Origin of the sequence: Sulfitobacter sp. S223, assembly GCF_025143825.1 — a bacterium.
Taxonomy (GTDB): Bacteria; Pseudomonadota; Alphaproteobacteria; order Rhodobacterales; family Rhodobacteraceae; genus Sulfitobacter.
The window spans coordinates 2,283,478-2,309,021 of sequence record NZ_CP083560.1; the positions used below are offsets into that span (position 1 = coordinate 2,283,478).

Annotated in this window: 13 protein-coding genes and 4 pseudogenes; 10 read left to right on the forward strand and 7 right to left on the reverse strand. The window is 56.4% G+C overall.

What is annotated here, in order from left to right; genetic code table 11:
- Positions 1-128: 128 nt before the first annotated feature.
- The 3 genes from K3757_RS11015 (at position 129) to K3757_RS11025 (ending at position 6,514) form a co-directional block, all read left to right on the forward strand.
- The gene (locus K3757_RS11015) at positions 129-5,873 is read left to right on the forward strand and encodes a hypothetical protein (protein ID WP_259995551.1); all 5,745 of its coding nucleotides are present in this window, start codon (positions 129-131) and stop codon (positions 5,871-5,873) included.
- A 247-nt stretch (positions 5,874-6,120) separates the two neighbouring features.
- Positions 6,121-6,303 (forward strand): hypothetical protein, encoded by a 183-nt coding sequence (locus K3757_RS11020; RefSeq protein ID WP_259995552.1) that lies wholly within the window; start codon positions 6,121-6,123, stop codon positions 6,301-6,303.
- Positions 6,287-6,514 carry a hypothetical protein gene (locus K3757_RS11025; RefSeq protein ID WP_259995553.1) on the forward strand — a complete coding sequence of 76 codons (228 nt, stop codon included), beginning with the start codon at positions 6,287-6,289 and terminating at the stop codon, positions 6,512-6,514. The genes K3757_RS11020 and K3757_RS11025 overlap by 17 nt, the downstream gene beginning before the upstream one ends.
- An 816-nt stretch (positions 6,515-7,330) precedes the next feature.
- On the opposite strand, the gene K3757_RS11030 is transcribed toward K3757_RS11025, so the two are convergent.
- Together K3757_RS11030 and K3757_RS11035 are read right to left on the reverse strand one after the other, a co-directional pair.
- Positions 7,331-12,364 (reverse strand): hypothetical protein, encoded by a 5,034-nt coding sequence (locus K3757_RS11030; protein WP_259995554.1) that lies wholly within the window; start codon positions 12,362-12,364, stop codon positions 7,331-7,333.
- 49 nt (positions 12,365-12,413) lie between these two features.
- Entirely contained in the window at positions 12,414-13,160 is a 747-nt protein-coding gene (locus K3757_RS11035) for a hypothetical protein (RefSeq protein ID WP_259995555.1), read from the reverse strand.
- A 256-nt stretch (positions 13,161-13,416) separates the two neighbouring features.
- Between K3757_RS11035 and K3757_RS11040 the strand changes: the two are divergent.
- Positions 13,417-13,896, forward strand: a pseudogene (locus tag K3757_RS11040) (transposase); the annotation flags it as partial.
- 276 nt (positions 13,897-14,172) lie between these two features.
- On the opposite strand, the gene K3757_RS11045 reads toward K3757_RS11040, so the two are convergent.
- Both K3757_RS11045 and K3757_RS11050 read right to left on the reverse strand, forming a co-directional pair.
- Positions 14,173-16,149 carry a calcium-binding protein gene (locus tag K3757_RS11045; RefSeq protein WP_259995556.1) on the reverse strand — a complete coding sequence of 659 codons (1,977 nt, stop codon included), beginning with the start codon at positions 16,147-16,149 and terminating at the stop codon, positions 14,173-14,175.
- A gap of 179 nt (positions 16,150-16,328) precedes the next feature.
- A complete protein-coding gene (locus tag K3757_RS11050; RefSeq protein WP_259995557.1) occupies positions 16,329-16,877 on the reverse strand; it encodes a hypothetical protein in 549 nt (182 codons plus the stop codon).
- 467 nt (positions 16,878-17,344) lie between these two features.
- Between K3757_RS11050 and K3757_RS11055 the strand changes: the two are divergent.
- Positions 17,345-18,127, forward strand: a pseudogene (locus K3757_RS11055) (Mu transposase domain-containing protein); the annotation flags it as partial.
- Here K3757_RS11055 and K3757_RS11060 read toward each other — a convergent pair.
- Positions 18,112-18,480: pseudogene (locus K3757_RS11060) on the reverse strand (tyrosine-type recombinase/integrase); the annotation flags it as partial. The pseudogenes K3757_RS11055 and K3757_RS11060 overlap by 16 nt on opposite strands.
- Positions 18,481-19,236: 756 nt before the next feature.
- Between K3757_RS11060 and K3757_RS11065 the strand changes: the two are divergent.
- Positions 19,237-19,638, forward strand: coding sequence for a response regulator (locus K3757_RS11065; protein WP_259995558.1), 402 nt, complete (start codon positions 19,237-19,239; stop codon positions 19,636-19,638).
- Between the two features lie 45 nt (positions 19,639-19,683).
- Here the strand turns inward: K3757_RS11065 and galE are convergent, their stop codons facing one another.
- Complete coding sequence (gene galE / locus K3757_RS11070; RefSeq protein WP_259995559.1) at positions 19,684-20,676, reverse strand: UDP-glucose 4-epimerase GalE; 993 nt, start codon at positions 20,674-20,676, stop codon at positions 19,684-19,686.
- Positions 20,673-21,029, reverse strand: coding sequence for an Hpt domain-containing protein (locus tag K3757_RS11075; RefSeq protein WP_259995560.1), 357 nt, complete (start codon positions 21,027-21,029; stop codon positions 20,673-20,675). Before K3757_RS11075 ends, galE begins: the two co-directional genes overlap by 4 nt.
- A 187-nt stretch (positions 21,030-21,216) precedes the next feature.
- On the opposite strand from K3757_RS11075, the gene K3757_RS11080 reads away from it, so the two are divergent.
- The 4 genes and pseudogenes from K3757_RS11080 to K3757_RS11095 all read left to right on the forward strand — a co-directional run.
- A complete protein-coding gene (locus tag K3757_RS11080; protein WP_259995562.1) occupies positions 21,217-22,923 on the forward strand; it encodes a response regulator in 1,707 nt (568 codons plus the stop codon).
- On the forward strand, positions 22,920-24,173 hold the full coding sequence (locus K3757_RS11085; RefSeq protein ID WP_259995563.1) for a glycosyltransferase: 1,254 nt from the start codon (positions 22,920-22,922) through the stop codon (positions 24,171-24,173). The genes K3757_RS11080 and K3757_RS11085 overlap by 4 nt, the downstream gene beginning before the upstream one ends.
- A 4-nt stretch (positions 24,174-24,177) precedes the next feature.
- Positions 24,178-25,221: a hypothetical protein gene (locus K3757_RS11090; protein ID WP_259995564.1), complete on the forward strand. Its 1,044-nt coding sequence runs from the start codon at positions 24,178-24,180 to the stop codon at positions 25,219-25,221.
- A 178-nt stretch (positions 25,222-25,399) separates the two neighbouring features.
- A pseudogene (locus tag K3757_RS11095) lies at positions 25,400-25,513 on the forward strand (IS5/IS1182 family transposase); the annotation flags it as partial.
- Positions 25,514-25,544: the final 31 nt, after the last annotated feature.

Here is a 25,544-nt window from a genome sequence, read left to right on the forward strand (position 1 = left end):
TGTTACCCCGAAAAAAGGGCTTCCGGTACCCACCGGGAGCCCAATCTGAACCAGCCCTGCCCCCGCTGTCTCCCTTAGCGTTCCCCGCGCGAAATCACCCCTGCCCCAGTTCTGGAGCTTGTTGCCAAATGTTCTCCTCTGTTATCGAAATTCTGAGCAAGACCCGCACTGCCCTGCGCTGCCTTGCCATTCTTGCACTATTGCTGATGTCTAATGGAGCCGCTCAGGCACAGCCTGCATCCGCCGGAACCCGGATCGTGAACCAAGCGATCACAACCTATTTTCACAACGAACTCGGTTTGCTCGAGACCGTCCAGTCCAACACTGTCGAGGCGGTCGTCTCTGGTGTTGCGGCGCTGGAGATCGTCGGGTTCTCAGACCTTGCCATGACACGCGGATCATTCGACCAGCACCATTTCACAGTGCGCAATATCGGCAACGTCGCGGTCAATGGCGGCCTTGCGCTGGATCCGGATGCGGAAAACGGGATGTTGTTGGAGCAATCTCTGGTCTTGGATGTCAACGCCAACGGGGTTGTCAATGATGCTGACATATTGCTGCAGCCGGGCGACGTGATGAACATTCCCGCAGGCGCGTCAATGCAGATCATCTATGGCTTTCACGTGGCGCCGACCGCACTACTGGGCTCTTTGGCCACCACTTGGGTCAGGATCGACGAAGCCTCGATTGCGACGCCTACCGACACCATTGAAAACACCGACGTCGCGGTGACCGGCATCGGCGAAGGCCGCGTTCGCATCGTCGAAGGCGCGTTCGAGATCCACAAATCCGTAGTTCAGCGCGCAGTCGAAAACGGCGTCGAGTTGACCTTTACCCTTGATCTGAAAAACGACTCCGAAGAGCACATCCCGGGATACACCCGCATAGGTGCGGACCTGATTGTCATTGATGGCGAAGCGGTTCGCGGCATTCTGGTGCGCGACACCATTCCGCTGAACACGGTTCTGCAGCGCGTCGGGGCGTCGGGCGGGTTTACACCGCTTTATCATGTCGCGGGGCGGGATGCGCAGAACTACACCAGTACCGCACCGCAGGATCTGTCCACGGTAGATGCGTTGGCGTGGTTCTGGCCCGGTGACTACCAGATCGGACATTCCAACGACCTGATGTTCACGGTTATGGTGGCCCGGGATCTGGGTGCTGTCACTGTTCGCAACACCGGGTTGGTCTATCATCCCGGCGGTTGGGATTATGACGAAGTCTTCACCAACGAGACCGTGACCGAGATTACATCTGACGCCTCGGCGATACTGGAGTTCGAGACCCCCTATGGCAGCATCGGTGGCGACACCAGCCTGATCGTGATCGGCGGTGCCTGTAACCTGACCGATGCGATCGACAGTGTGATGATCCGGGTCAACAGCGCCTGGAGTGGCGATGTGGAGACCATTGTTGCGACGGAAACAGGCCCGAACACCGGCGTCTTCTTCACCGGACCACTGCCGCTGGCGGATATGCTGATCCCGCAAGACGGAGACGGTGTGATTGCCACTGCGCCCGGCGATAGCCTGAGTGCCTTTGCCGATTGTTCAGGACAGGATCTGGCGGATGATCTGCCTGTAAATCCCGGCAATTTCGTCTTTAACAGCGTGACCAACGTGGTGGTGCCTGATGCTGTGGTCGTTCTGTACGACGCCACAGGTGCAGAGATTGCGCGTACGAGCACCGATGCGCGCGGCTATTTCAGCTTTGGCGATGTGCCCGTCGGCAGCTACCGCTATGATATTCTGACGCCCTATGGTCTGGCATTTCCCTCGGAACGCATGGGTTTTTCCGGGTTCAGTCGTGTGATCGAGCCCGATGCTGCCTATGGAACGGCGTTCTCTCACCCGGGGGGCGCGTTGATGATCACAGATGTACCGCTGGATCCGGTCTATGACGCCGCGATCGGCCTGCGCAAATCGGTGGACCGCACCCGCATCGGCACCGGGCAGGTTGTGGTCTATTCCCTGAACGGCCTAAACAACATGGATCAGGCACTGGTAGATGCGCAGTTTCTGGACACACCGCCGCGCGGCGCCGTCTTTGTCGCAGGATCGGCCCGTCTGGACGGCACGCGGCTTGCGGACCCGCTGATGTTGGCGGATGGCAGCCTGCAGTTCGACCTGGGTCGGGTTGCTCCGCGCGAAACCGTACTGCTGCGCTATGCCATGCGGTTTTCCGCATCAGCGCGCCCCGGTATGCACATAAACACCGCCGTACTGACCGGCGCTCAAGCCGGAACCGGGGCTACAATTACGTCACCCATCGCGCGCGCCGAGGTGGTGCTGGATAACCGCGGTGGAGTGTTCAGCCGCGAAGCAACCGTGATCGGACAGGTTTTCCTGGATTGCGACAAGGATGGCATCCGGGGCTGGGATGACGAAGACGTACCCGAGGAACTCGGGGTACCCGGTGTGCGCATCGTGACCCAGGAAGGTCTGACTGTCGTTACGGATATCGATGGGAAATACTCCTTGTTCGGTCTGCGCCCGGTGCCCCATGCGTTTGAGCTGGACGCGCGGACGCTGCCCAAGGGCACCGTCCCGATGGCGACGCGCGCAACCGATCTGCGTCGCGGCGGTTCGCGTCTGGTCGATCTAAAGGCCGGGGAGTTGAAGGCCGAGCGTTTCGCGCTTGACGGTTGTACACCCGAAGCGAAGGCCGAGATTGCAAAACGTCGTGCGATCTTTGGAGCTCGCGACAAAAACGGCAGCGACCGGTTGAGCGATCTGCCGATGGAGGCTGCTCGCCCAGAGCCGCGCAGTGCGCGTAGCGAAGCAGGTATTGCCACGACCAGCCACTTGCGTCCGGCAGACCTGGTCGATGCCGACATCGACCAGACCGAGGAAACAGACCCGGAACTTCTGGAAGAGATGGTCAAGACACTGACTCCCGAGGTTGGTTTTGTCGGACTGGCACAGGAAATGCAGGTACGCCGACGTTCCCTGACCTTGCGGGTCAAGGGGCCGGCTGACCTGAACATCGTGCTTTCCCTAAACGGTGAGCCCGTGGCCGGCAGCCGCATCGGTGAACGGAGCGTCTGGGAAAAGGGCAATGTGCAGGCGCTTGAATATGTGGCATTGCCGCTCAAGCCCGGCCGCAACGTATTGGAAGTATCGGGCACCGATCCGTTTGGCATTGCCCGTGGTCGTGCCGAGCTTGTGATCGTCGCCCCTGGCGACCCGGTCAAGATCGAGATGATCGCGCCCAAGCAAGCTCCAGCCAGTGCAGGCACGTCTGTACCCGTGGTGGTACGTGTTCTGGATGCCGCCGGTCTGCCTGTCGAGGCATCGTCGATGATGACACTGAAAGCCCGCAACGCGGTCTGGGGAGTGACGGACATTCGCCCCGAACAGCCCGGCGTGCAGGTCTATATCGACAATGGCGAAGCGACCTTCGATCTGATGGCACCGCAGATTTCCGGCCCTGACACCCTGAGCGCGATCAGCGCCATGGGCAAGGCCGAAGCCTTGATAACCTGGATGCCCGATCTGGACGAACGCATTCTCGTCGGTGTGATCGAAGGCGCTGTCGCACTGCATGACAGCAACGACCTGCTAGACCATGACCAGTTGAGCCCGTTCGAGGACACCGCCCATGGTCTGCGCGGAGAGCTGTACCTCAAGGGTCGGATCAAGGGCGACCGTCTGCTGACGCTGCGCTATAGTTCTGACCGAGACACGGAGGACCGGCTGTTCCGCGATATCCGCGCCGATGAATACTATCCGGTCTATGGCGACGATTCCGAACGTGGCTCAGACGCCGCGTCTTCGTCGAACCTGTATGTGAAGATCGAAAAGGGTGCATCCTATATCCTCTATGGCGATATTGCGATCGAACCGGAATCGGATGCCTTCAAGCTGGGTGGGTATTCCCGCGTGACCACCGGTCTCAAGGGCCACTGGGAGAATGAAAACACCCGCGTCACGGTCTTTGCCGCCCGCACGCGCCAATCGCAGAAGATCGCAGAGATCGCAGCACGCGGAGTATCCGGCCCCTATGACCTTGCCCTGAAGAATTTCCGCGAAGGCAGCGACCGGGTGGAAATCCTGATGCGTGACCGTGACACCGGAGAGATCCTGACCACTCTGTCACAGCAGCGCATGACAGATTACCTGCTGGACTATTTCCGCGGGGCGATCATTTTCACCTCACCTGTCCCACAGGCTGACGACAACGGAAACCCGATCAGCATCCGGGTCACCTTTGAGACGGAGAATGACGTCACAGAGCGCTACTGGCTTTATGGCGGCGAGGCGGTTTGGGCCCTGAACGGGGATACCGAAATCGGTGTCCGCTTGGTTCATGCTGACGCCGAGCGGATGACCCGGGAGCGCGAGCGCATTATTGCCGCCTTCCTGCGCACCAAGGTGGCCGAGCGCACCCGCATCGAGGCCGAAATCGCACGTGCCGAAGACGGATTCGGCGATGTTGGTCTGGCTGCCAGAGTCCGCTTGGTGCACGAGGGCCGTCGCGGAACCCTGACGGCCGAGGCGGTGCACACCGACGAGGATTTTGCGCCGACCGGATCGTCCGAACAGCCCGGGCGCGACCGTCTGACGGTCGAATACAAGACCCAGCTTGACAAAGATCGCAACCTGAGCGCGCGCGCCGAATATATCCGTGACAGGATTTCCGACAGCGAAATCCTGCGCGGCGAGGTGGAAGTTGAAAAGAGCCGCGACGCTCAAACCCTGTTGCGGTCGGGCCTGCGTCTGGAGCACGACTTCCGAGCTGGCCGCAATGCCACGCAGCTGTTCGGTTTGCTGGGGGCCACCTGGATTCCGGATCCTGACAAACCGCTGACATACAGCCTGGACATAGTGACACCCGGAACAGGCGGCGCAGACGGCTATATGCGGATGAAACTGCTCTACCAGCTCTCACCCGAACTGCATCTGGACGCGGGCGCAGAGATTGCGCTGGATGGTCACGGGCGCGGACAGCGCGGTACGCATCTGCACCTCGCCCTGAACTATACGATGAACAAAACCCTGAGTGGCCGCACCGAGATTATCGCCGATGGCGAAGGTCTGGACGATGCCCGGCTGATCCAGGGCTTCCGGGCTGCCTGGAACGCGAGCGAAGGTCTTGCACTGAGCTTTGGCCTCGAGCACAGCCACGGGCTGGGTCAGGACACCGACCGGCTGACCAGCGCCACCTTTGGGCTGAACTGGACCTCCGAGGATGAGCGCTGGATTGGCGAGTTGGACAACGAACTGACCTTCGAACCAGAGGGAGAGACGTTTTATGCGAATGCCGGGATCGCCGGACAGATCACACCTGATCTGAGCTTCCTTGGCCGGGCGCGCTATGCGGTCGACGGACGCGGAGACGGCTCGGCGCATGTGCGCAACCGCACACGTATCGGTGCGGCCTACCGTCCGGCCAATGATCCGCGCCTTGCGGTTCTGGCCTGGTACGAACGCCGGCTCGAAAAGGATGCGAGCAGTAAGCGCGACACCCATCTGTGGTCGTTCGCCGCGAATTACGAACCTACTGCCGATCTGGAAATTCGGGGCAAATACGCGGGTCAGAAAGAGACGGTGCGCCTCGGTGGGGACATGACATCAGCCAGCCTCGTGCAGATGGTACAGGCCGGCGTCGACTGGGACATCGCCGATGACCGTTTCCGACTGGGTCTGCAGGCCGCGCATATCTGGGACGATGCCGGTTATTCAACCAATGCGATTGGTGTGGAACTGGGCACGGTCATTGGTGAAGGCGCGATGCTGAGCATTGGCTACAACCACCTGACCAATCGCCCTACGCAGGGATCGAGCCTGTTCGACTATGGATTATATGTCCGACTGCGACTGTTATTGGACAGCAATCTCTGGGATCAGCTGGACCGTTGGTTCGACAATTGAGCCCGGGGTGGCGCCTGGGTACCCCCCTTGACCCAGGCGCCGGTTTCCCTTGAAGTGTCAGAGAAGATCAGCACTGCCAGCCCCGCCCTTGTGCGGGGCTGGTTTGTTTTGTGCTACTGGCCAACATACCCTGCACCTCAACCCGAAGGCACAGGAAAGAGCATGAAAGCCTTGGTCTCATTGAGCGAGCCGCAAGAGAACTTCGCCTGCGAACTGGTTGCGCAAGGGCGATAATGGAACCTGAGCGATGAGCCCACAAGGGCTGGAACTGATGCGCGCACACGCAAATTCAGGTGCGGACGAAGTCACTGTGTTGCAGGATTTGATTGCCGAACGCTGTTGCGGTGATTTCGTGAAAGTCGAAGAGGGCAAGGTGCGGACCCGCGCGATGATCGCAAGGCGCAGCGCGGCGCATGGCGTATCGGGTTGAGCGTGCTACGCAGACCGATCAGGATCTGAAAGCAATCTTTAATGTCTTGTTTGAAACGGCCAGCAATTTCGGAGGACTCGACGACATCGGCGCGGGTCGTGCCGAACCCCGCCTGCTGGAGATCGAGGCGGCCTTCCTGACGCTCGATAAAGTTGGGACCATGACAGCCTTAATCTTGAAAGGCAGAGCTTCGACCGAAACGCAAATATGATACCATAGATTTCAAACGGGAAAGGCATCGCATAGCGGCCTTTATGGTGATGCATTTAGAGAACACATGTAGCTCTTAAGTTGAATCACGATAAGAACGAACGTAGAACAAGTAGTTTTTGAAGTTTTCACGCTTTGCTCTTTCAAAGAGATCGCCGACAATAGGGAATGATGAATTTCATCTGGTCTGGTCAGTTTAAAGAACTCATTGCGCTTTTGGGCGCTTTGTCTTCGATAATTGCCCTGGTCATCATTCTCAGAAAGCCGTCAGGCAAGTAAGAGAGTATGGCCGAATAGAACCGGAGGTGCCAACTTGCAACGGCAGCACCTCCAGAAGCTATCGAGAGCAGGAGAGGGGAAATAGGATCCCTCTCTCCAACTATCGCTAAGGATAGCTAGTCTCTGTTGATATGCAAATAGCTATTTTTTTGTTCTGAAATCTGTGATCAAGCTCTTCCGAAGGGCATATAGATGCGCTTCACAGCGTAGCTGTGACCGCTATTAGCTGCCTGAGGTACCGCATCAGGGAACTCTTCGCCCCGAGATTGCCAAAAGACGGCGCAGCGTCATAAAAGGCGGACAGTTTTCTATTTTTCTGCAAATGACACGACGCGGTTTCTGAGGCTCCTCGCGGTGTTTTATCGTGGGCAGGACCATCGCAAACGGGCGTTGTTCAGGCGGCTGTCAGTCACGTAGTCTCCGCCAGCCCCCAAGCGTAAGCCGCTTTGAAGAGATTGTGCATTCCCTTCGGAATACCGCAACAGGCCCGAGGCATGCTATCGTGCGCCCCGGGCCTGTTGATCAGGATGCGGGAATGTCAGGGCGCGATGGCCACTTTAAAGCTGACCGACCCTTGTTCGCCCGGCACCAAAGTGCCTAGGCAATCCCAACGCAGTGCCCCTGCATAGCCGGCCGCATTGACGGCAGGCGCAGACAGCGTGCAGGTCAGGCCCTGTCCCAGAAGCAGAGGTGTTGGCACCGGTTCTGCCAGCTCTGTATAGGCGGGGGTCTGGTCGTGGATCACCACATCGGTCGCCAACGCCTGGCTGGGATTGATTACGTAGATACGGTATTCCAAAACATCACCAACCGAACCCTGATTTGACTGCCCTTCGGGCGTGGCCTGGGTTTCGTTGCGCACGGTCTTAGTTAGCACCAAATTGCCCAGTCCGCCTGAGCTGATCAGCCGGTCGGTGTTGGTGTCCGTTTCCACAAAGGTGATGTCGCTATAGCTGGTTTGCGCGGTCAGATCGAAAACATAGACCGCGTTTTGACCAAGACCGCTGTTGGCCACCACCCGCGCAACTAGGCAAATCCGTGTTCCGGCACTGACCGACTGCGCTCCGACAAGCAATGTATCCGGAACACCGTCGCAGTCGGGATCCGCAAACAGTGTTCCGGCAAAGGCATCCGCCGGAGTCTGCGTGATATCGGTGATCGCAAAGGTGACGGTACCGGTGCTGTCGGCAAGGTATTCGTGGCGCAGCGTGACGACCTGACCGGCACCGATTGAGGCCTCCTGAGACTCGTTCAGGGTCGCCTGACGGATAAGGCCGACGTCAAGATCCGGATAGTCGGTCGCGGCAGCGGGGTTAAAGGTCAATTGCCCGTCAGAGGCGTCGGCATTGACCAGCGCAGGCAGCGCCTGCGCGGTTTCGGACACGTTCAGCAGGCCGTTGTCTGCGGTGACACGCAGGGTCACGGCCCCGGTGTAGCCCTGCGGCAAGGCATAGCTCCAGAAACCGGATGCGTTGGGTTCTGGTGTGGCCAGCACCGCGCCGGTATCATCGAGGATTTCGACCAGCGCCTGATTGGTGCCTGTTTCGGTGCTCGACACAGTGCCGTCATGCGCACTAGCACCACCGGCGCCATTGTCCAGAAAGACACGGCCAGACAGCACCTGCCCTGAAGGTGCCAGCGTCAGGTTCACGGTCGCTTCGTCGTCATCGGCGATACCGTCGCCAAGATCGTCTGTGGCCGCACCGACTGTGGGATCACTGTCCGGGTCATTCAGCGAACTTGCGATGACCTCAGCAGTGTTTGTGTGCACTCCGGTGTCCAGCATGGTCGCGCGGACCGTCAGGACCTGAGACGACCCGGGGCTGAGTGTGCCCACGGTCCACAGGCCAGTGTCGGAGTTATAGGTCGTGCCACTGGCCGCAGAGTCGTCCGAGACATAGGCAAAGCCGGACTGCAGCAGATCCTGCACCACAACGCCTGTCGGTGTCCCGGGGCCGTTGTTGGACAGCGTGATCACGAAATCAACCGCCGTTCCGGCCTGAAGCGTCGTGACCGGGGTTCCATCCACCGTGGACAGGGCCGCCTTCGTGATCGACAAGTCCGCCAAGGGAGGCGCAAAACCGAAATCCTGATTGGTAGTGGTCTGGCCATCGGTCACCACTACGTTCACCAGCAGGCTGCCTGTGGTCAGAGTGTAGCCAGCCGGGATTTGCGGCGCGGCAGTGTCGATCTGGATCCGATAGGAACCGACTGGCAACAAGTCAAAGACATAGGTTCCATCCGCAAGGGTAAACGTGGTGCCGATTAAGATGTCGTCCAGCGTATTGAGCGGCGTACCTGCGTCCAAATACAAGGAGATCGTAATTCCGGCGGGCAGTGTCGGTTCACCGAGATCGAATATGACGGAGCCGTTGGCATCCTCATAAACGGTGCCGGTTATGGAGCCCATAAGAACCTCTTCGACCACGACGGTGACCTGAGCGCGATCGCAGTTGCCCACAAGCGCATCTTCGCAGAGTTCGTAGCTGATCGTGTAAGTGCCGATGGGGGTGTTGAGCGGGACGGTCACCACGCCTTCGGACGCGCCAGCCAATTCGATAAACGGCACTGGGTCGCCCGGCGTCTGCGGCTCGGCCGGAGTGATTTCGGTGATGGTGACATCGGCGGAATTCACCGGATCGCCAGACAGGGTATCGTTGCCCAGCACGTTGCCCAGTGTCCCCCCCGTCCCCGTGTCGACCGGCGTGGCAGAGTAGTCGTCATCCTCGGCGGTTAGAGTGGGCGAGACTTCGGCGATTGCGCACAACCGGATGCCGGCACCACGTGTTGCCGAGTTGCCGGAGCTGCCGGTATAGCCCAGGGTGAACAAGTTTTGCTGAAAGGTATCGAAATTGAAGGTCACGTAGTTGTCGAAATCGCTTTCGTTGATTTCTTCGATCCAGTTCGCTGCGGATCCGAATTTCGCCGGGTCCTGCGCAATTGCCGTGCCCGGCGACGGAAAGCCCGGCAGTTCGATGGTGTTGAAATGCGTGATCGTCGGGCTGCCGTTGACAAAACCTCCGACATCCGAGGAATCGTCGCTGCCGCCACGGCTGTCGATATCGGTCTGTTGCACGATCACACCGTTGATCCCGGCCTGATTGATAGGTGTGCCTTCGGGGTTGGCGACGGTGGCCGTTCCGTCCTGCACCAGCGACAGGCGATAGGTCAGGTACGGGTTCTGGTTGGGCGTCATGCGCGCGGTGATCGTGTTCAGCGTATCCTCGAACTGGATATCAGACGCGGAGGATACCGTATCGAGCTGCATCACGATGTCGATGGCATTGCCGAACGAATCCACCGTGACGTTGTCAAAGACATAGATATCCGAGGGGCTGATGGCGCTCGGAGAGCCGGCGCCCGCCAGCTGCGTGCGGGGCGAGCCAAAGACCGACTGCGGTGTACAGACGAACGGCGGCGTGGCGGGGATCACCTGCACGGCGACGGTGATTTCCGCCGGGTCGCAGTTGGCCGGGTTGGCCGTTTCGCAAATCTCGTAGGTGATCGTGTAAACGCCTGCCGGTGTCCAAGCCGGAACGACCACGTCGCCTTCGGCGGCGCCTGTGGTTTCTAGGTAGGGCACCGGATCGCCGGGCGACGCCGGGGTTGCCGAGGCCAGAACCGTCGTGTTGATCAGGGCCGTGTCGATGGCGTCGCTGTTTAGCGTGTCATTGTCATAGGCGTTGCCGGCCACGCCGCCGGAATTGCCGGTCACCGGAGTGGCGCTGTAGTCGTCATCTGCCGCATCGATCTGCGTCGGCGAACAGCTGACGGCCTTGAGCATGAAATCGTCCCAAAGCACAATATCGGTATAGGGCTGCCCGTTGTCCATCCCGGAGGCAGTGTCGTTATAGGGATAGATCCGCATATAGTAGGTAGTCGCCGGATCAAGCTTCACCACGGATCCGCTCGCGTCGTAATGGGCGAAATTGTAGATCGCGGTGCCGAAATCCGACACGAAAACACTAGCGGCACCGGGCATGGTTCCGTCTTGCATTCGAGTATCGGCCATCAAAAGCTGAGGGCTGCCAAAGGCCGGATCGTCGTCGATCTGGATGGCGTAATCATATGTCCCCGAAGTCTGGTTGTGAAAGGGCTCCGTTGACGAATAACCCGCGATGCCGATACCGTAGATCTCGGCAATGCCCGCATAGGGCTGCGTGGTAAAGCTGTAGCTGATGTAGGCGCTGTTGCTGAAGACCCCGGGCACGGTAGTGCGATCAATGTTGAGGTCGTTGTCGTTGATCGTAGCTGTCAGACCTGACACGGACTGCGGCCCGACAGATGCAAAGATGTCAGAGCGGTCAATGGATCCGGACATGGTGCCGGAGTTTTCCCAGCGCAGGCCGATGTCGGCCCAGGCGTTACCCGTCGGGCTGGTGACTCCGCACGCACTGGAGGACAGACCGGGGCCGGTCGGAAACGTCGGCGCGGCCGTTGACAAAATGGTGACAAGGGTCGCATCGGTGTTGGATTGAAGACGATCTGAAAACAGCTGGCCCGATGATCCGATTCCCGCGGTGGCGGTGGTGCTGATACTGCCCGCGGCGGCGTCGTCGGCGGAAACCGTGGTCGAACCGGTGCAGGTGAAGGTTTCGCCTGGGGCGACATCCGAAGTGATCGGAGGACAGCTGAGCGTCCCGAGGCGGCTGTCTTCGATCACGATGGTCTGGCCGGTGTTGAACGGCAAGTCGCCGTCGTTTGACACGACGTAGCTATAGGTGACGGTATCGCCCTGGAAAGCGGTTGTGATTGAGGGGGCGGCGCTCAGTGAAATCGCCTGTGTGGCTGTAAAAAACACTGCCTCCCACGTGGATGCACCACGCGAAAAGGGGTTTTCGTCAAACCGGAAACCGCGCACGTTGCCGATGGATTCGTCATAGAAGATCGTGGCCAGCGTCGTGTTGTTCGGGTAGGTGGCGCGCAGTGTTCCTGTGATATCATTGTCGGAGGTCGGCGCCACACCCAGCCCCTCAATATATTTACATTGTGCCTGGTTAGCGGCAATGGCCCCGGTCAGTCCGGTACCTGGCCCCGGACCAATGATAAAGGTTGGTGTTGCCGAAACCGCTGTCAGTGCGGGATTGCCAGCGTCGCCGGTGATAGTGAAAAAGTCGCAGCGGTCATCGAACTGATTGTTATCAGAGGAATCGATATCGGAAATCGTATGGGTCAGTCCATTCACGCCAAAGGGCACGCCTGAACTGAAAAACCGCATTGTGCTGACAACGGTGGATTCGCCGACCGAGCCATTTAGCGGCCCCGCATCGGCAATCATCGTGAAGCCTTCGATACCGCCCCCGAAGATCGTAAGGTCATCCGGCGTCGGTGAGGTCGGCGCAGCAGCGAACGTGCCAGTGGCTCCGATCACCGTATCAATGCGAAAGCCGTTGGAATCGAAAAGCGGTATCAGGTACGGCCCTTTTTGTCCGGCGGGCCAGTCGATGGTTGCCCAGTCCAGGGTAAACTCCCCTGCGTTTGCCTGCAGCGCAGGAAACAGCAAAGCCACCCCTAAAACGAGGTGGGTTGCCGCCTGACGTAAGCGGGACAGAGTGAGGATGGTGGCAGTCATCACTTGGATCTTTCAAGGTTCTCGGCGTCGGGGCAGACGCAATGTGGGGTCAGTTGAAGATCGTCACCATGTGCCGGTCGTAGTCGGACCACGAAATCGTGGCGTAGTTGCCGGCATAGCCGTGATAGGCCGAGCGGCCGGTGCTGGTAGGCAGGCCGGCCCAAATCCGCGCGAGGTTGTTCATGAAGCGCGTGCGGCCGAGGTCTCCGCGCTGAAATTCGTTGAAACCGGCGTCGTGCAAAAGCACGTCGGCCAGTTTGTCTTGGGTGTGGGCATCGAACTGCGTGCTGAGCGGCAGTCCGGTCCGGTTGATCAGTTCACGCAGGGTTGTCGGAATGAATTGGTACCTTCCGATCGCGTGAGGTTGACCGGGAGTGGCGGCGATCCAGTGCAGGACTTGGCTCAGGGTCATCTGTGTAGGCCTTAGCGCAGGACGGCGTTTCGCCCCGGTATGGATGGCCTCGTAGCCAAGGGACCCTACTTCGGCACCTGCTATCAGGCTCTTGAGACGCTCTGCTTCGGTACGCCCCTCCAGCATGATTCTACGGGCCGCCCCGTACCCTGCACGCCGAGCCCCCTGTCCGGTTGCCTTAGTGATGGACGCGGGCAGGTGAATGCGGGATTTTGCAAACTGCGGATCTAAAAAATCGAAAGACCCGTTCGAACCAGCCTCAAGGGAAGCATAGACATCGCGGGTGGACAGGTTTGCCTCGGATGCGTGGGCAGCCTGCACAGAGCAGGTAAATGCGAAGGAAACAAAAAGCAGGCTTGTGAGGCGACCGTGGCAGCGTTGCATGGCAGTTATCTTTCGAAGCGATTATGCCCGGTCGTCGTCGGGCTGATGTTACTCAAGATCGCCAATTCGAACGCCGCTGTGCAGCCTCGCAAAAGGACAAAGTCTAGTGCAAAGGAGTCTGGCGACTATGCTTTCGTATAGGGCGCGACGTGAAAAGAAGTAGCCAAAGTCGAACATGCCCGGGGAGTGTCATTAACTCTGTGTATTTGGGCGGACCCATGCGGGTTTCAGGCATCCGGCGGGATCGTCCCCGACCAAATGGCATTTGGACGAGGTGGTGACCCCGATTAATAGGGTGAAGCATTGGCTCTGGCGGGCGGTCGATGCCAACGGGGATATGTTTGATCTTCTCGTGAAGACGCGTCGGAATGCCAAAGCTGCCAGGCGCTTCATGGCAAGGCTGATAGCGCAATTCGACCAACCAAGGGTCGTCGTTACAGACAAACTGCGCAGCTATATCAAGCCGATCGCCCATTAGGCGCCGGATGCTGACCACCGGGCCCACAAGGGCCTCAACAACAGTATCGAGGGCAGTCATAGGCCGACACGACGACGAGAAAAGATCATGGGCCGGTTCAAATCACCGAGACAGGCACAACGTTTCTTAGCCGCACATGACAAGACCACCACCATCTTCCGCCCTCGACGCTACAAACTAACCGCCATCTCCTAACGCCACGCCCGGGCAGATGGTATGTCTCTCTGGACAGACTATGCCGCTCAGATGGCGGCTTGAAAAATGCAGCTATGACCTTTCAAATCCACTGCTCAACAACTTGGCAATGCCGTTCATCTTGCTTGCGCTCGGCAAGCTGTTGTTGATGCGAAAAAACTGATGGCATGAGGGCGAGTCTTTTCAATATCCGTCAAATCGCCGCCGTGACGGCCCGAAAGCCCGGAAATCAGTAAGAAATGGCGCGTATTGTTCTAAAAAAGCAGTTAGGGTGTAATATTTTTGATGCGGGAGTGGTTGAACAGACTTTCCCTAAATGCGCCGGGACTCCAGCGCTATTTAGCACGTTGGAGTTGGCAAATCGCCAGTCCATACCTCTTGCCGCACCCAGACCTTTTGCAGAACACGGACGATGCCGGAAATAATGGTCTTGGACTGGCGTCCAAGACGCAGGTTTCGCCGGACGGGATGGGCCAGTGTGGGGCCAATCTGCCAGTATACCTTGATAAAGACGCGTCCCCAGGCACGATGCACCAGCCATTCGTCTCGGAAGGCGCGCAGGAAAACAACATCTGGATGGTCAGGATCACGGTAGGCTGCGGTCGCGACAAAGCAGGTCCCAATCGGAACGTCGTCTTCTTCATCTTGGGGCGGTTCTTCCTGCTCTTCTCGGTCATATACAGGGATCTCAGTGGGCGAATGCGACATGATTTCATTGCTCATCGGTTCGTAATAGTGGTGTTCAGAGCTGCTTTCCTCCCCCTTGGTTTCGGTTTTGACATAGGTATAGCCGCCGGGTTCGGCCGCTGTGAACGCGGCATCACCATAGAGAATACCGTCGACCATCAGATTCGGCGGCTCTGCGTCACCGTAGTATCCGGTCTCGACCCGCAACTCCTGCAGCATTTCTTCTTCCGGATCAGTCGAGATCAAAACGATCGAGTTGTCTTCCTCGGCCCGAATTATTGCTGTATCTTGAAAGTCCTTTAGAGAGACATCAATCAATTCGACCGACCCGTCCTCACCGTAGTTCAGGACCGTATTGCCATCCTCATTCTCATAAAGCTCTACCGTCAGCGGGTCGATGTCATCCTGAAGTGTGATAAGGTCTGAACCGACCTTGAAGTCAGTGATGATATCCTCGCCGCCGAATTCGTAAAAATGGAAGCGGTTGATTGCATCCGGGCCGCCACCACCAGTCAGAACGTCGTTGCCCTCACCGCCATTCAGCGTATCGGATCCGTTGCCACCGCTAAGCACGTCATCGCCGCGCCCGCCGTTGAAATAGTCGTTTCCGCGCCCGCCAAAGATGGTATCATTACCGTCACCGCCCCAGATCATGTCAGCGCCACGATCGCCATTAAGGACGTCATTATCGATACCACCAGCGATGAGATCATCGCCGAGACCGCCGAAAATTGTATCGTTGCCGTTATTGCCATCAATCACATCGCTACCGTCACTGCCGCGCATCACCTGTTCACCGTCGGAGCTTGGGGCGTCAGGGTTGTTTTTGCTGCCGAACATATGCGCCGCGTCGCTTTGTCCGGTGTCGGCAAAGGTCTCTGCCCCCGTCTGATTCCAGTTTAGGTTCAGTTCATCTTCCCGGTGCTCGTAGTGGTCGAGCGGGACAAAGTTTTTTGGGTTGTCGTAGTCTTCGGTTTCTGCCGCCCGAAGCGTTTTCAATGCGCTTTTCTGCAGGAAGTGACGTTCTTCACCTGTCAGCTTCGAGGTACCGTTCTGCAGGTCGCGCGCACCTTCTAGCCCGTAGAAAATATCATCACCGATGGCGAGAAAATGTTGCGTACCCAGTTCCTCTGCGGCGAATTCCGGATGTTCGACCTCGATCACGCGGACCGGCACGACTTTCCCGCCAGGCAAGGTGATGGACTTGGGCAGATCAGTGAGGTCAATCTCGGTGCCTTCAATGAGAATTCGGTCTGATGTCGGGTCGAAATCATCGATACGACCGATGATCGGCGAATGATTTTGTTCGATATTCGCGATCTGGAACGTATCACGGCCGGGCCCACCATAGGCATGATGGCTTTGCGTCCCGATCGCGTTCTCGCTTTTCGTGGCGTCGAGAACGAGCCAGTCATCGCCCGTAGCCGCAAACATATGAATCTGGCCGGTGTGCGCAACAGACCCTTCAAGTATGTCGTCACCGGCATAGCCGGACAATCCAAGGCTTGCGTTATCTTGCACGGTGATGTGACGGTGGTGGATGAGGTGATCGTTTCCGGCACCACCAGTGAGGCGGTCGGTCGAATGGTTTTGTTCGATGGTGTGGTCAACAACGGGACGGATAAACATGATGGCAGCCTTTCTGGCGACGACGCCTAAAAGGCATCGAATTGTGGTGATTTGGACCGAAGATTTGGGGGACGCCGGGCAGGCGTTGGTGTCGCTCGCTGCTTTGTTAGGGCGGATTGAGCAGGGCGATCGCGGGCTTAGCGTCGCCTAATTTGGGGGGCTGAAACCTCGCAACCATCTCAATGAACCGCAACGACGTTCAGATTGGCGGCCATCAGGCTCTCGATCAGATGTGGTGGAAGCGCCGGGCTCTGCGGGGTCACGCCTTCGAAAAGGCAGCAGTCGTCGGTTGACGCATCTTGCCGCGCGGCACCGGGGAGGATCAGGACGGGCAGCTCGGGGCTTTCTTCGCGAAAGTCCTGCAAATCTGCCAGCGCGGTTTTCCGGTCGGGCGCCGCATCGAGATCAAAGACCACCAAACCCCAATCCTGCGGAGAGGCTTTTACGCTGCCGAACATTGCCTCAGGGTCTGTGCAGTGGTGCACCTCGGAGCCGAGTCCCGTCAAATTGATTGCGATCCTGCGGCTTTGCGACAGGTCGGAGGAGATCAGGGCGATCCGGAACGCTTTTTTAACATCGCAGCAGCTTTGGAAAGTTCGCCAGACTTCTCGAGTTCCGAAGGGCGTCAGGTCGCTTTCCGGCGGGTTCGACTTCAGACCGCCATCTACCAGACTAGGCTGTTGCGTTCTGGGAAGGCCCAAAGCGGATTTCGTAAAAATGCTCTTCATTGCAAAGGTCCCCACCTGTTGCGTTTCATTCACCAAAAACTAGCTTGGGGCGAGCCTCACACTCAACGAAGCAGACGAACAGATGACCGATGAAACGAGTAATGAACGCGCCCTTTGGGTTTGCCTGACCTATCCATTCAGACAATTTGCTGCTCTGATGAGATGAACTGCCTTCCCACCAGACTGCCGCCACTGTGGCGAAAATACTTGGAGAGAGGAGCATCTTACGGACATAACAGTCATGGTGTCGCGTATTCTCTACGGGAGTGCCCGTCATGGGAATGGAGCGCTTTCGAGGGATGGCAACGATGGCCTGTCGGCGGTTGGAGGAAGGTTTTTTTGATTGCCTGCCACCTTTGTACAAGGCTGCACCCAACATACGATAGGATGGGTCCTATGAGCGTGTGCCAGCCTTTGCCCGTGCGTGGCGGGCTAATCGGCATCGCGGAGAACTGTCGCACTGGCACGCCTTCCGCGTGCTCGGTGGTATTCTAGGGCGTGGGATTTGCGACAGCGGGAATTGTCCGCCATTGGTCCGAGGACAACGGACGCGAAGACGGCGGTCGACCGTGTTGGTCGTGGCAAGCAGCGCGATGTCAACGCACGCTTCAAAGCGATGGCCAGCCATTACGTCTTTGAAACCGAGTTCTGCAATCCAGCAGCAGGTTGGAAGAAGGGCCAGGTCGAGAAGAACGTACGGGATGCCCGGAACCGGTTAGTGGCAGGTCATGCCTGTCTTCAAAGGTCTGGGAGAGCTGAACCAATGGCTTGAAGATCGTTGCATCGCACTCTGGTAGGTGACGACGCATCGGGAATTGCCCGGTTCCGTCGCTGATGCTTGGGAAGTTGCGAAGTCATTGCTGATGGTTCTACCCCCAGCTTTTGACGGGTTTGTTGAACACAGCAAGCGTGTGTCGCCAACATGCTTGATCACGTTCGAGCGCAACCGTTACAGCGTGCCTGCCAGGTTTGCGAACCGCCCTTTCAGCCTTCGTATGTACCCAAATCGACTTGGGATCGTCGCAGAGGGGCAAACCGTTTGCACGCATAATCGGATCCTTGATCGATCCCACCGCAAGCCTGGCAGGGTCATCTATGATTGGCGCCAATATCTGGCAGTAATCCAACGCAAACCAGGGGCTCTACACCATGGCACTCCGTTTACGGAGATGCCCGACATCTTCTGTTGATTGCAGGATCACATGCTTCGTAAAGATGGCGGCGACATGGAAATGGTCGAAATCTTGTCTTTCAACGTGTGCAACATGGCGGGTTTGTTGATCTCGGCCATGTGCTTTGCTGAGATAAACGCCCGGTTCAACTGACGTGGCGATTAAGCCATGATCTTTGACTTGCCGGGAAACAGCCTGCCCTCGGGCCGCGCATCACGCCAATAGTCCCGCAGCAGATCAAGCAACCCGGGCGACAGAATGGCCTTGCGATCTTTGTCATTCTTGCCTTCATCCACATAGATCAGCATCCGGTCACTGTCGATGTCAGAGACCTCGAGATTGCAGACCTTGGATACCCTCAGCCCCGCGCCATAACTGCCCCCCAAGGCCGAGCGATACTTGAGCCCCGGTCCGGAAACCGCCGCCAGCAGACACTATCCACACCATTCGCTTCCGGCCCATATGATGAGTGATCCTTTCTACTTTGGGCTGTGATCGATCGTTGTTATCCCTCCTCGCAATTTACGGTGTAGACTGGTAGCTGAAAGAATTATTGGAAAGCTCTTGGGCTTCATTTCTCAATTCGATAAGGGCTTCTGGAGTTTACAAATCCCCAACTGGGGGTACGTCTGGGGGTATGCTGCATCCCCGCATATATTTATTGTATATTATTCAGACAGATGAACCCCCAACGTGAAGACGTGTGGGCACCATTTCATCAAATAAAATCAACTTGCTGATAGCCGCCCTTTAAGGCGACCATCGTTGTTTTGGTGGGCTCTACATCAATTATACAACATTAGGCCGCTTCGCGTTCTGCGAAGCGCTTGGCATCGTGACAGAAGCAGAGGTAGCCCTTTTCATGGCGAACAACCTCGGTCACCAAACCAAGACCGCCATACTCATTGATCTGCATTTTCGCTGCTTCAACCGCCCGAAGGGCCGTATGGTCCACTCCTTGGGGTTACGATGAGCATCAAACCCTCTCTTAGCAAATGGCCCTATTTGGTCCACACGCGCTGACGTCAGACAATCAGCATACTCTGAGCCATAAAGCACCCAATAGAAGATAAGGGCGTTGGGGTGTGCATGTAGTCCAGCGCGAGTAACAGCAGAAAGCATAGATTTCTTTAACGCTTACGGACCTAGGATAGGTCATTCAAGCTAGACCTTAGCGAGGGCGTAATGTGACCAGCTTTAAAAAAACGATACTGCTTATAGACGATGATGAAATCGTAAACATCATGCATCAGCGCATCATAAAAAAATCCGCTGTCCCCTGTGAGGTTTTTGTCGAGTTGGATGGTGCTTCTGCGCTGAATCTGTTGGAGAAACATTCGGTCGACAATATTCCGATGCCCGATTTAATTTTTCTGGATATCAATATGCCTGGCATGGGAGGATTTGAGTTTTTGGATCAATTTCATATCCGCTATAAGGAAAGTGAAACGGACAAAAGAATAGTGATGCTTTCTTCTTCTCTCTCGCCTGCGGATCGGGACAGGGCACTTTCGAATCCTCACGTGCATTCCTATTCGGACAAAACAATGTCACCAGAGGACTTCCTGGATCTGGTAAATAGATATTGATAAGTGCTGTATCAACAATCAGATAAATATGACTGATAGGATTATTCACGCGCTTATCTGTTGGCTAAATCCAAGAAATTTTTCGGACTGAAGTGCTGTTTGCAACATCATATCCAAATTATTGTACTTCGGTGACCAGTCAAATGTCTCGTGCAGCATAGTTGTATCTGCAATGATCGCAGGAATATCGCCAGTACGCCGCGCGTCATCGTGATAGGGAAGCTGCTGACCAATGAGCCGCGACGCAGCATCTATAGCTTCACGAACAGATGTCCCTTTTCCGTAACCGCAATTGAGAGTGACGCTCCGCTGTTTAAATGCAAGATAATCTACGGCGTATAAATGAATATTCGCTAGATCTGACACATGGATAAAATCCCGGATACAGGTGCCGTCCGGAGTATCATAATCGGTACCATAGATGTCGACATGGCTCCGCAGCCCAACGGCCACCTCACAGATACGTTTGAGCAGGTGGGTTGCATTCGGGCTTCGCAAACCGGCCCGACCTCGTGGGTCGGCACCAGCAACATTAAAATACCGCAACGTGACATATCTCATACCATGGGCCTGCGCTACATCTGCCAGCATCCATTCAACCATGAGCTTTGCGCGGCCATACGGGCTCATCGGTAGTGTATTCATCGTCTCGACCACACTTTCAGAAGTTGGTGTTCCATAGACCGCCGCGGTAGAAGAGAATACAAATTCATCGATGCCAAATTTGGCGCAATGTGCCAGAAGGCAGCGGGTCTTTGTTACAATTGAATCATAATAGCCAAGTGGATTTGCGACTGAATCTGGCACGACAACCTTCCCCGCAAAGTGGACCACGGCCTTTATATCGTAAGTCTCAAAAACCTTTTTCAAAAGATTGGGTGCACCAAAATCGCCCTGAATAAAGGGAACAGATGGGGGAACCGCATCGCGAAATCCGGTAGACAGATCGTCGAGGACAACGATCGATCGATTATGCGCCAGACAGGCAAGTACAAAATGGCTGCCGATGTAGCCGGCCCCGCCGGTGACAAGGATCACATTTGGGCCATAACAGAGCTTTTATGCAAGCTCGATGTCTCTGGTGTCATCTCCAGCACCCTATTTTGCAACGTATCGCTGAGCGCGTATATGTCTGACAGCGGACCCGCCAGATTTTCCTGAAGGTGCAGATTACGGAGCGCATATTCAAGTGCGTGCGCCGCACCGCTGAGATCTGGAAAGCCAAGCGCACCGCTGCTTCCTTTGATTTTATGCACCAGAAAAATTGTTCGTTTCAGCGTCTCTTCATCGGGTTCTGGCGTAAATGCGTCAAAGCATATGTCAATCTCCGCCGCCTCAGCGCGCACCGTGCCGCAATGCTTTTCCAGCAAAATGATCAGCTCGTTGCGCACTCGTATTCCTTCGCACTTCGGAAATCATCGCCCGCTATGTGACGATTATCCAACCATAAGGAGAGATGGATTAATGGGTCGTGAATTTTTGCTGCCTACTTCAGCTCCCGTTCGAATTTTTCAAGTGACGAATGCTTAACAAATTCCCTGTATTTCAAGTGGAAGGCGCAATTGGCAAGAGGTCAGAATGGCTCTCACTCATGTTGAAGTAGAGAATAATACGGCAAGCCGGTCTGTACTTCTCGTAGAGGACAGCTCTGTCACGCAAGACATTGTGCAGCTTGTCTTGCAACAGGCCGGGCATCGCGTATTGATCGCAGAAACCGGTGAAGATGCCCTAAGTCTTTTGGCAGCGGAAGATTTTGATGTTGTTCTGATGGACTTCCATTTGCCTGACATCAATGGCCTGCAAGTTGTTCAAAGCCATCTGACAAGCGGCCTGAATATACATCGGCCACATTTCATCGCAGTAACAGGCGACGTTCGTGGGCTGCTTGCTGATAAATTAAACTGCGAAGTCTTTGACCGCATAGTCCCAAAACCCATCGACATAGATTTGATTTGCAGCCTTGTCGAAACGCTTGACCTAGCCCCCAAAAAGGCCGCTACACCAAAGCTTGTGGCCCGCAGCCATCCGTTTGCAGAGCTGCCTTTTGCTTTCCTCAAATGGCCCACCGATCAAGGGAGCAATCTGACCCCCGGTCTCATAGGATTCGATGCAATATTGATCCAAAGCACCGAAGCGCTGCCACTGTTATGGCAACAATCGGGGGCCAATCTACTCCCGATCATCGACTTGACTGGTACTTTGGGCACACGCGCTGATTTCGATGCGGGCGCACCGGGTCTCGACGATGAGGAACGCCTAACGATCCTCGTTGACCAATTCAAAGACCTGCATGCTGAAATTCACCCCGACATCATCAAAAGCAACGATCCCGCAGACCGCGTTCTAGCGCGTATTCATCTGGCAGGCGGCTCTCTCAGGCCCACTCGCGGTGGTGAGCATCGGAGTATGATCCAATGGAACACGATTGCTGATTCTGACGACCTTGAGACAGCGATCTCAAAGCTGGAAAAGGAAGGGTTTTTGAAGATACGCTTTTTCGAGCGTGTGCATCACTGCCCTAAATGCAAGTCGGCGCGTCTGCTTATTCGTGAGGAATGTCACGCTTGCGAATCCGCGAACCTTACCGAAGAATCCTATCTCCACCATTTCCGCTGTGCCTATCAGGGACCCGAGAGTGACTTCCGGCAAGGCGACGAACTGATTTGCCCCAAATGCCGCCGCACGCTGGGCCATTTCGGGCAGGATTACGACCGCCCGGGCACAACAGTAAAATGCAACAGCTGCTCAGAGCTAACCACCGAACCGATGGTCGCATTTGTCTGCGTGGATTGCGCGGCCCGCACATCTGCGGACGCGACACCAACCCGCGATGTTTCCAAGGGCGAGGTGACAGAGGCGGGTCGCGCCTATTTGAAATCCGGTCAGGCCTTTTTCGGTGCCACACGTCAGACTCTGCGATTTGCCGACTTGCCGCTTGAACTTATCATCGCGCTCAACAAGGCGGCCAGTCAGTTTAACGAGACGAAAACTCCCTTTGTCCTCGGCTACATTACATACGACAATCTTGACGCGGTCCGCAGTGAGCACGGCGCGCGGCAGACTGCCGAGGCGCGCAGCTTGTGGCTGGAGAACTTGCAGCAAACGCTGTCTGGCAAGCCCATTATTGCCAAGGGCACAGCCAATGACTTTTTCCTTGTCACACAGATCGACAAGCCAGAAATGGACGGCAGCCTTCCGCAATACAAGGGCCGCTGTGATGCCTCTGTCCGCTTGGATCTGGGCGCACGTTTCACCACCTTTGGCCCCAAGGATATCACAGCGTGAGCGAGATATCCGAAGCACTGGATTATCTGCTCGCACAGAGTTCTGCGAGCTTCATAGCCCTGTTCTGGTTTGTTTTCATTTTTGAGATACCTCGGTATTTGCTCATATTTCTCGTGACCGCTGTCCTGCCCAAGCCCCGCGAAAACGCGGCCCACTGTATGGAACGGGTGAGCGTCGTGATCGCTGGCCACAGCGAGGAACGTTCAATCGAGAAATGCATTTATGCGCTGCGCGAACAAAGTAGGCCACCGGATGAAATCGTTGTGGTCAGTGATGGGTCATCAGACAGTATGGCCGAAAAGATCACCTCTTTGCTGCGTCAGGGGTTGATCCATGCCGCACACAGCACGCAATTGCGTGCGGGAAAATCGGCGGGCACCAATATGGCAGCACGCCTTTGTACGGGAACGATCATCATCAATGTTGATTGCGATTGTTCCTTTGACCGGCATGCCATCCGCAATATCCTGCGGCCGTTTGCAGACGCCGATGTGGCCGCGGTGTGTGGCGCGATCCTGCCCCGAAACACCCATCGCAGCATAATCGCAGCCTTCCAAGGCATTGAATATATGATCTCTATTTCACTGGGCAAACAATCCTCTGACCGTTTGGGACAAGTGACCTGTGTCTCAGGTGCCTTTGGAGCCTTTCGCAAGGACGCCTTTGAGGCGGCAGGTGGGCTTGATGCGGGAGGGGGCGAAGATTTGGATCTGACAATTCGCCTGCGCCGGTCAGGGTGGCGCATTCGTTTCGCCGCAGACGCGCAGTGCTATACCGATGTGCCCGAGACGCGCGCGGCGCTGGTGGGCCAGCGCTTCAGATGGGAGCGCGATGCCGTCCGGCTTCGCTACCGCAAACACGCCGATATGATGAACCCGTTTTCACGACGGTTTCGCTTCGGAGAATTGTTCCATGAGGTAGAGTTCCTGTTTTTCAACGTTATGGGCGCGGTGATGCTACCGTTCTATGTCTTTTGGCTGTTCGCCACCTATGGCAGCTTTGCCTTCATCGTTCTTCTGGCCGCTCAGCTAGGCCTGCTTGTGCTAGATCTGGTGGTATTTCTGCTTGCGGCTGCAGTGACCCCGAAAGCCGATGCGGTCCGGCTTTTTCCTTACCTCGTGGGCTATAGTGTATTTTCTTCCATTTATATGCGCTTGATCAGGCTCACCGCATACATTCAGGAATGGATTTTCCGCGCGTCCTATGCCGATTCCTACGTACCAGACAAAGTCCATAAAGTAAGAGGTTAGCAATATGATCAAACGATTAAAAACCCGCCCCCGCATGGACAGCTTTGAGCGTGAGGAGCGCAAGCCGCGGCAACATTGGGACCGGTTTGTGTATCTGGGTCTGCTTGCCGCGTTTGGACTGGGCATCCTAAATTATATCGCTGGAGATAAGGTATTCTTGCGGGCCGACGGCCTCGTGCTGCAGACCCGGAATGTGGTCGAAGCAACCTCACTGATCCAAATCCGCGACGTCCGTGTCGCGCCCGGGCAGAGCGTACAAAAAGGTGAAGTATTGCTTCAGGCGCAGTCTTACGAAGTGATTGATCGCCTGTCACAGCTGTCGCTGCTTGAAGCAGATTTGGCAGAACGCGAAGCGGCCCTTCGCAAGGAATCAACGCTTGCCAAAAACTTGCTTCCCTTGATCAAGGCTCGCAATGAAGAGCTTGCCGCGACGAGTACTACCTCCAAACGAGCCCAGGTCTCCGGTCGGACCTCTTCCCGGCGACAAACAGCTATCGAGCGGCTGTACGTTGCCAATGTTGAATTGGAGACGTTTACAGCAGAGATCAATGGGCTGGCGGAGGAGCTAAAAGCGGTTGTCGAAGCCCGTAGGCGCGCGCGCAAGGCCGTTAAGGATTTGTCAAACCACTACAACGAGGGCATTTACCACGTGCGGTCAGACGGGACCGTCGGTGATACTGTTCCCGCCGTTGGCGAAGTCTTTAATCCTGGCGAGCCGATGCTAACTGTCTTGTCTGGGAAACCGTATGTATTAGCCTATCTGCCACAGGCCTATTTATTCAATATAGTCCCCGGCGACAGTGTTGTTGTGATAGGCGGAAATATTCGCCGGATGGGCACAATCGTACGTATTCTGCCCGTTTCACAATCTGTTCCCGACGAGTTCCGCAACGCCTTTCGGCTTGATGAAACCCGCCAGCTTGCCCGTATTGAGTTGAAGGAAGGTATCCAATTCCCAACCTTTTCAGCGGTACGGATTTTTCACCATTCGCCATGGCGAGATTGGCACAATGCCAGCCTGCATTTAGTGACACAGTTATTCGACTAAATCGCATCGTCACCTTTTTTTGTGAGGCACCTCTTTGTTGCACAAGTCGGGGCTTGGGGGATTAACCACATGAATCCAGCGTGATCGCCGCGGTTTGTGAGCATCTGGATACCGACAACCTACAAGACCCCTAACCGGGCAGAGTATAACCTTTCGCAGAAGCAACGGGTTTCGCTATCGATCCACAGACCGGCAGGTTGCTGAAATCCAAATCCGCACCGCGATCCTAAACGGCTTCACAGCTCTTGGCATACCGCGTACCGTCGCCGTAGGCCAAATCCGTCTGGGGTAAGGGTAACTCCACCCATAGGCTGACGTACACA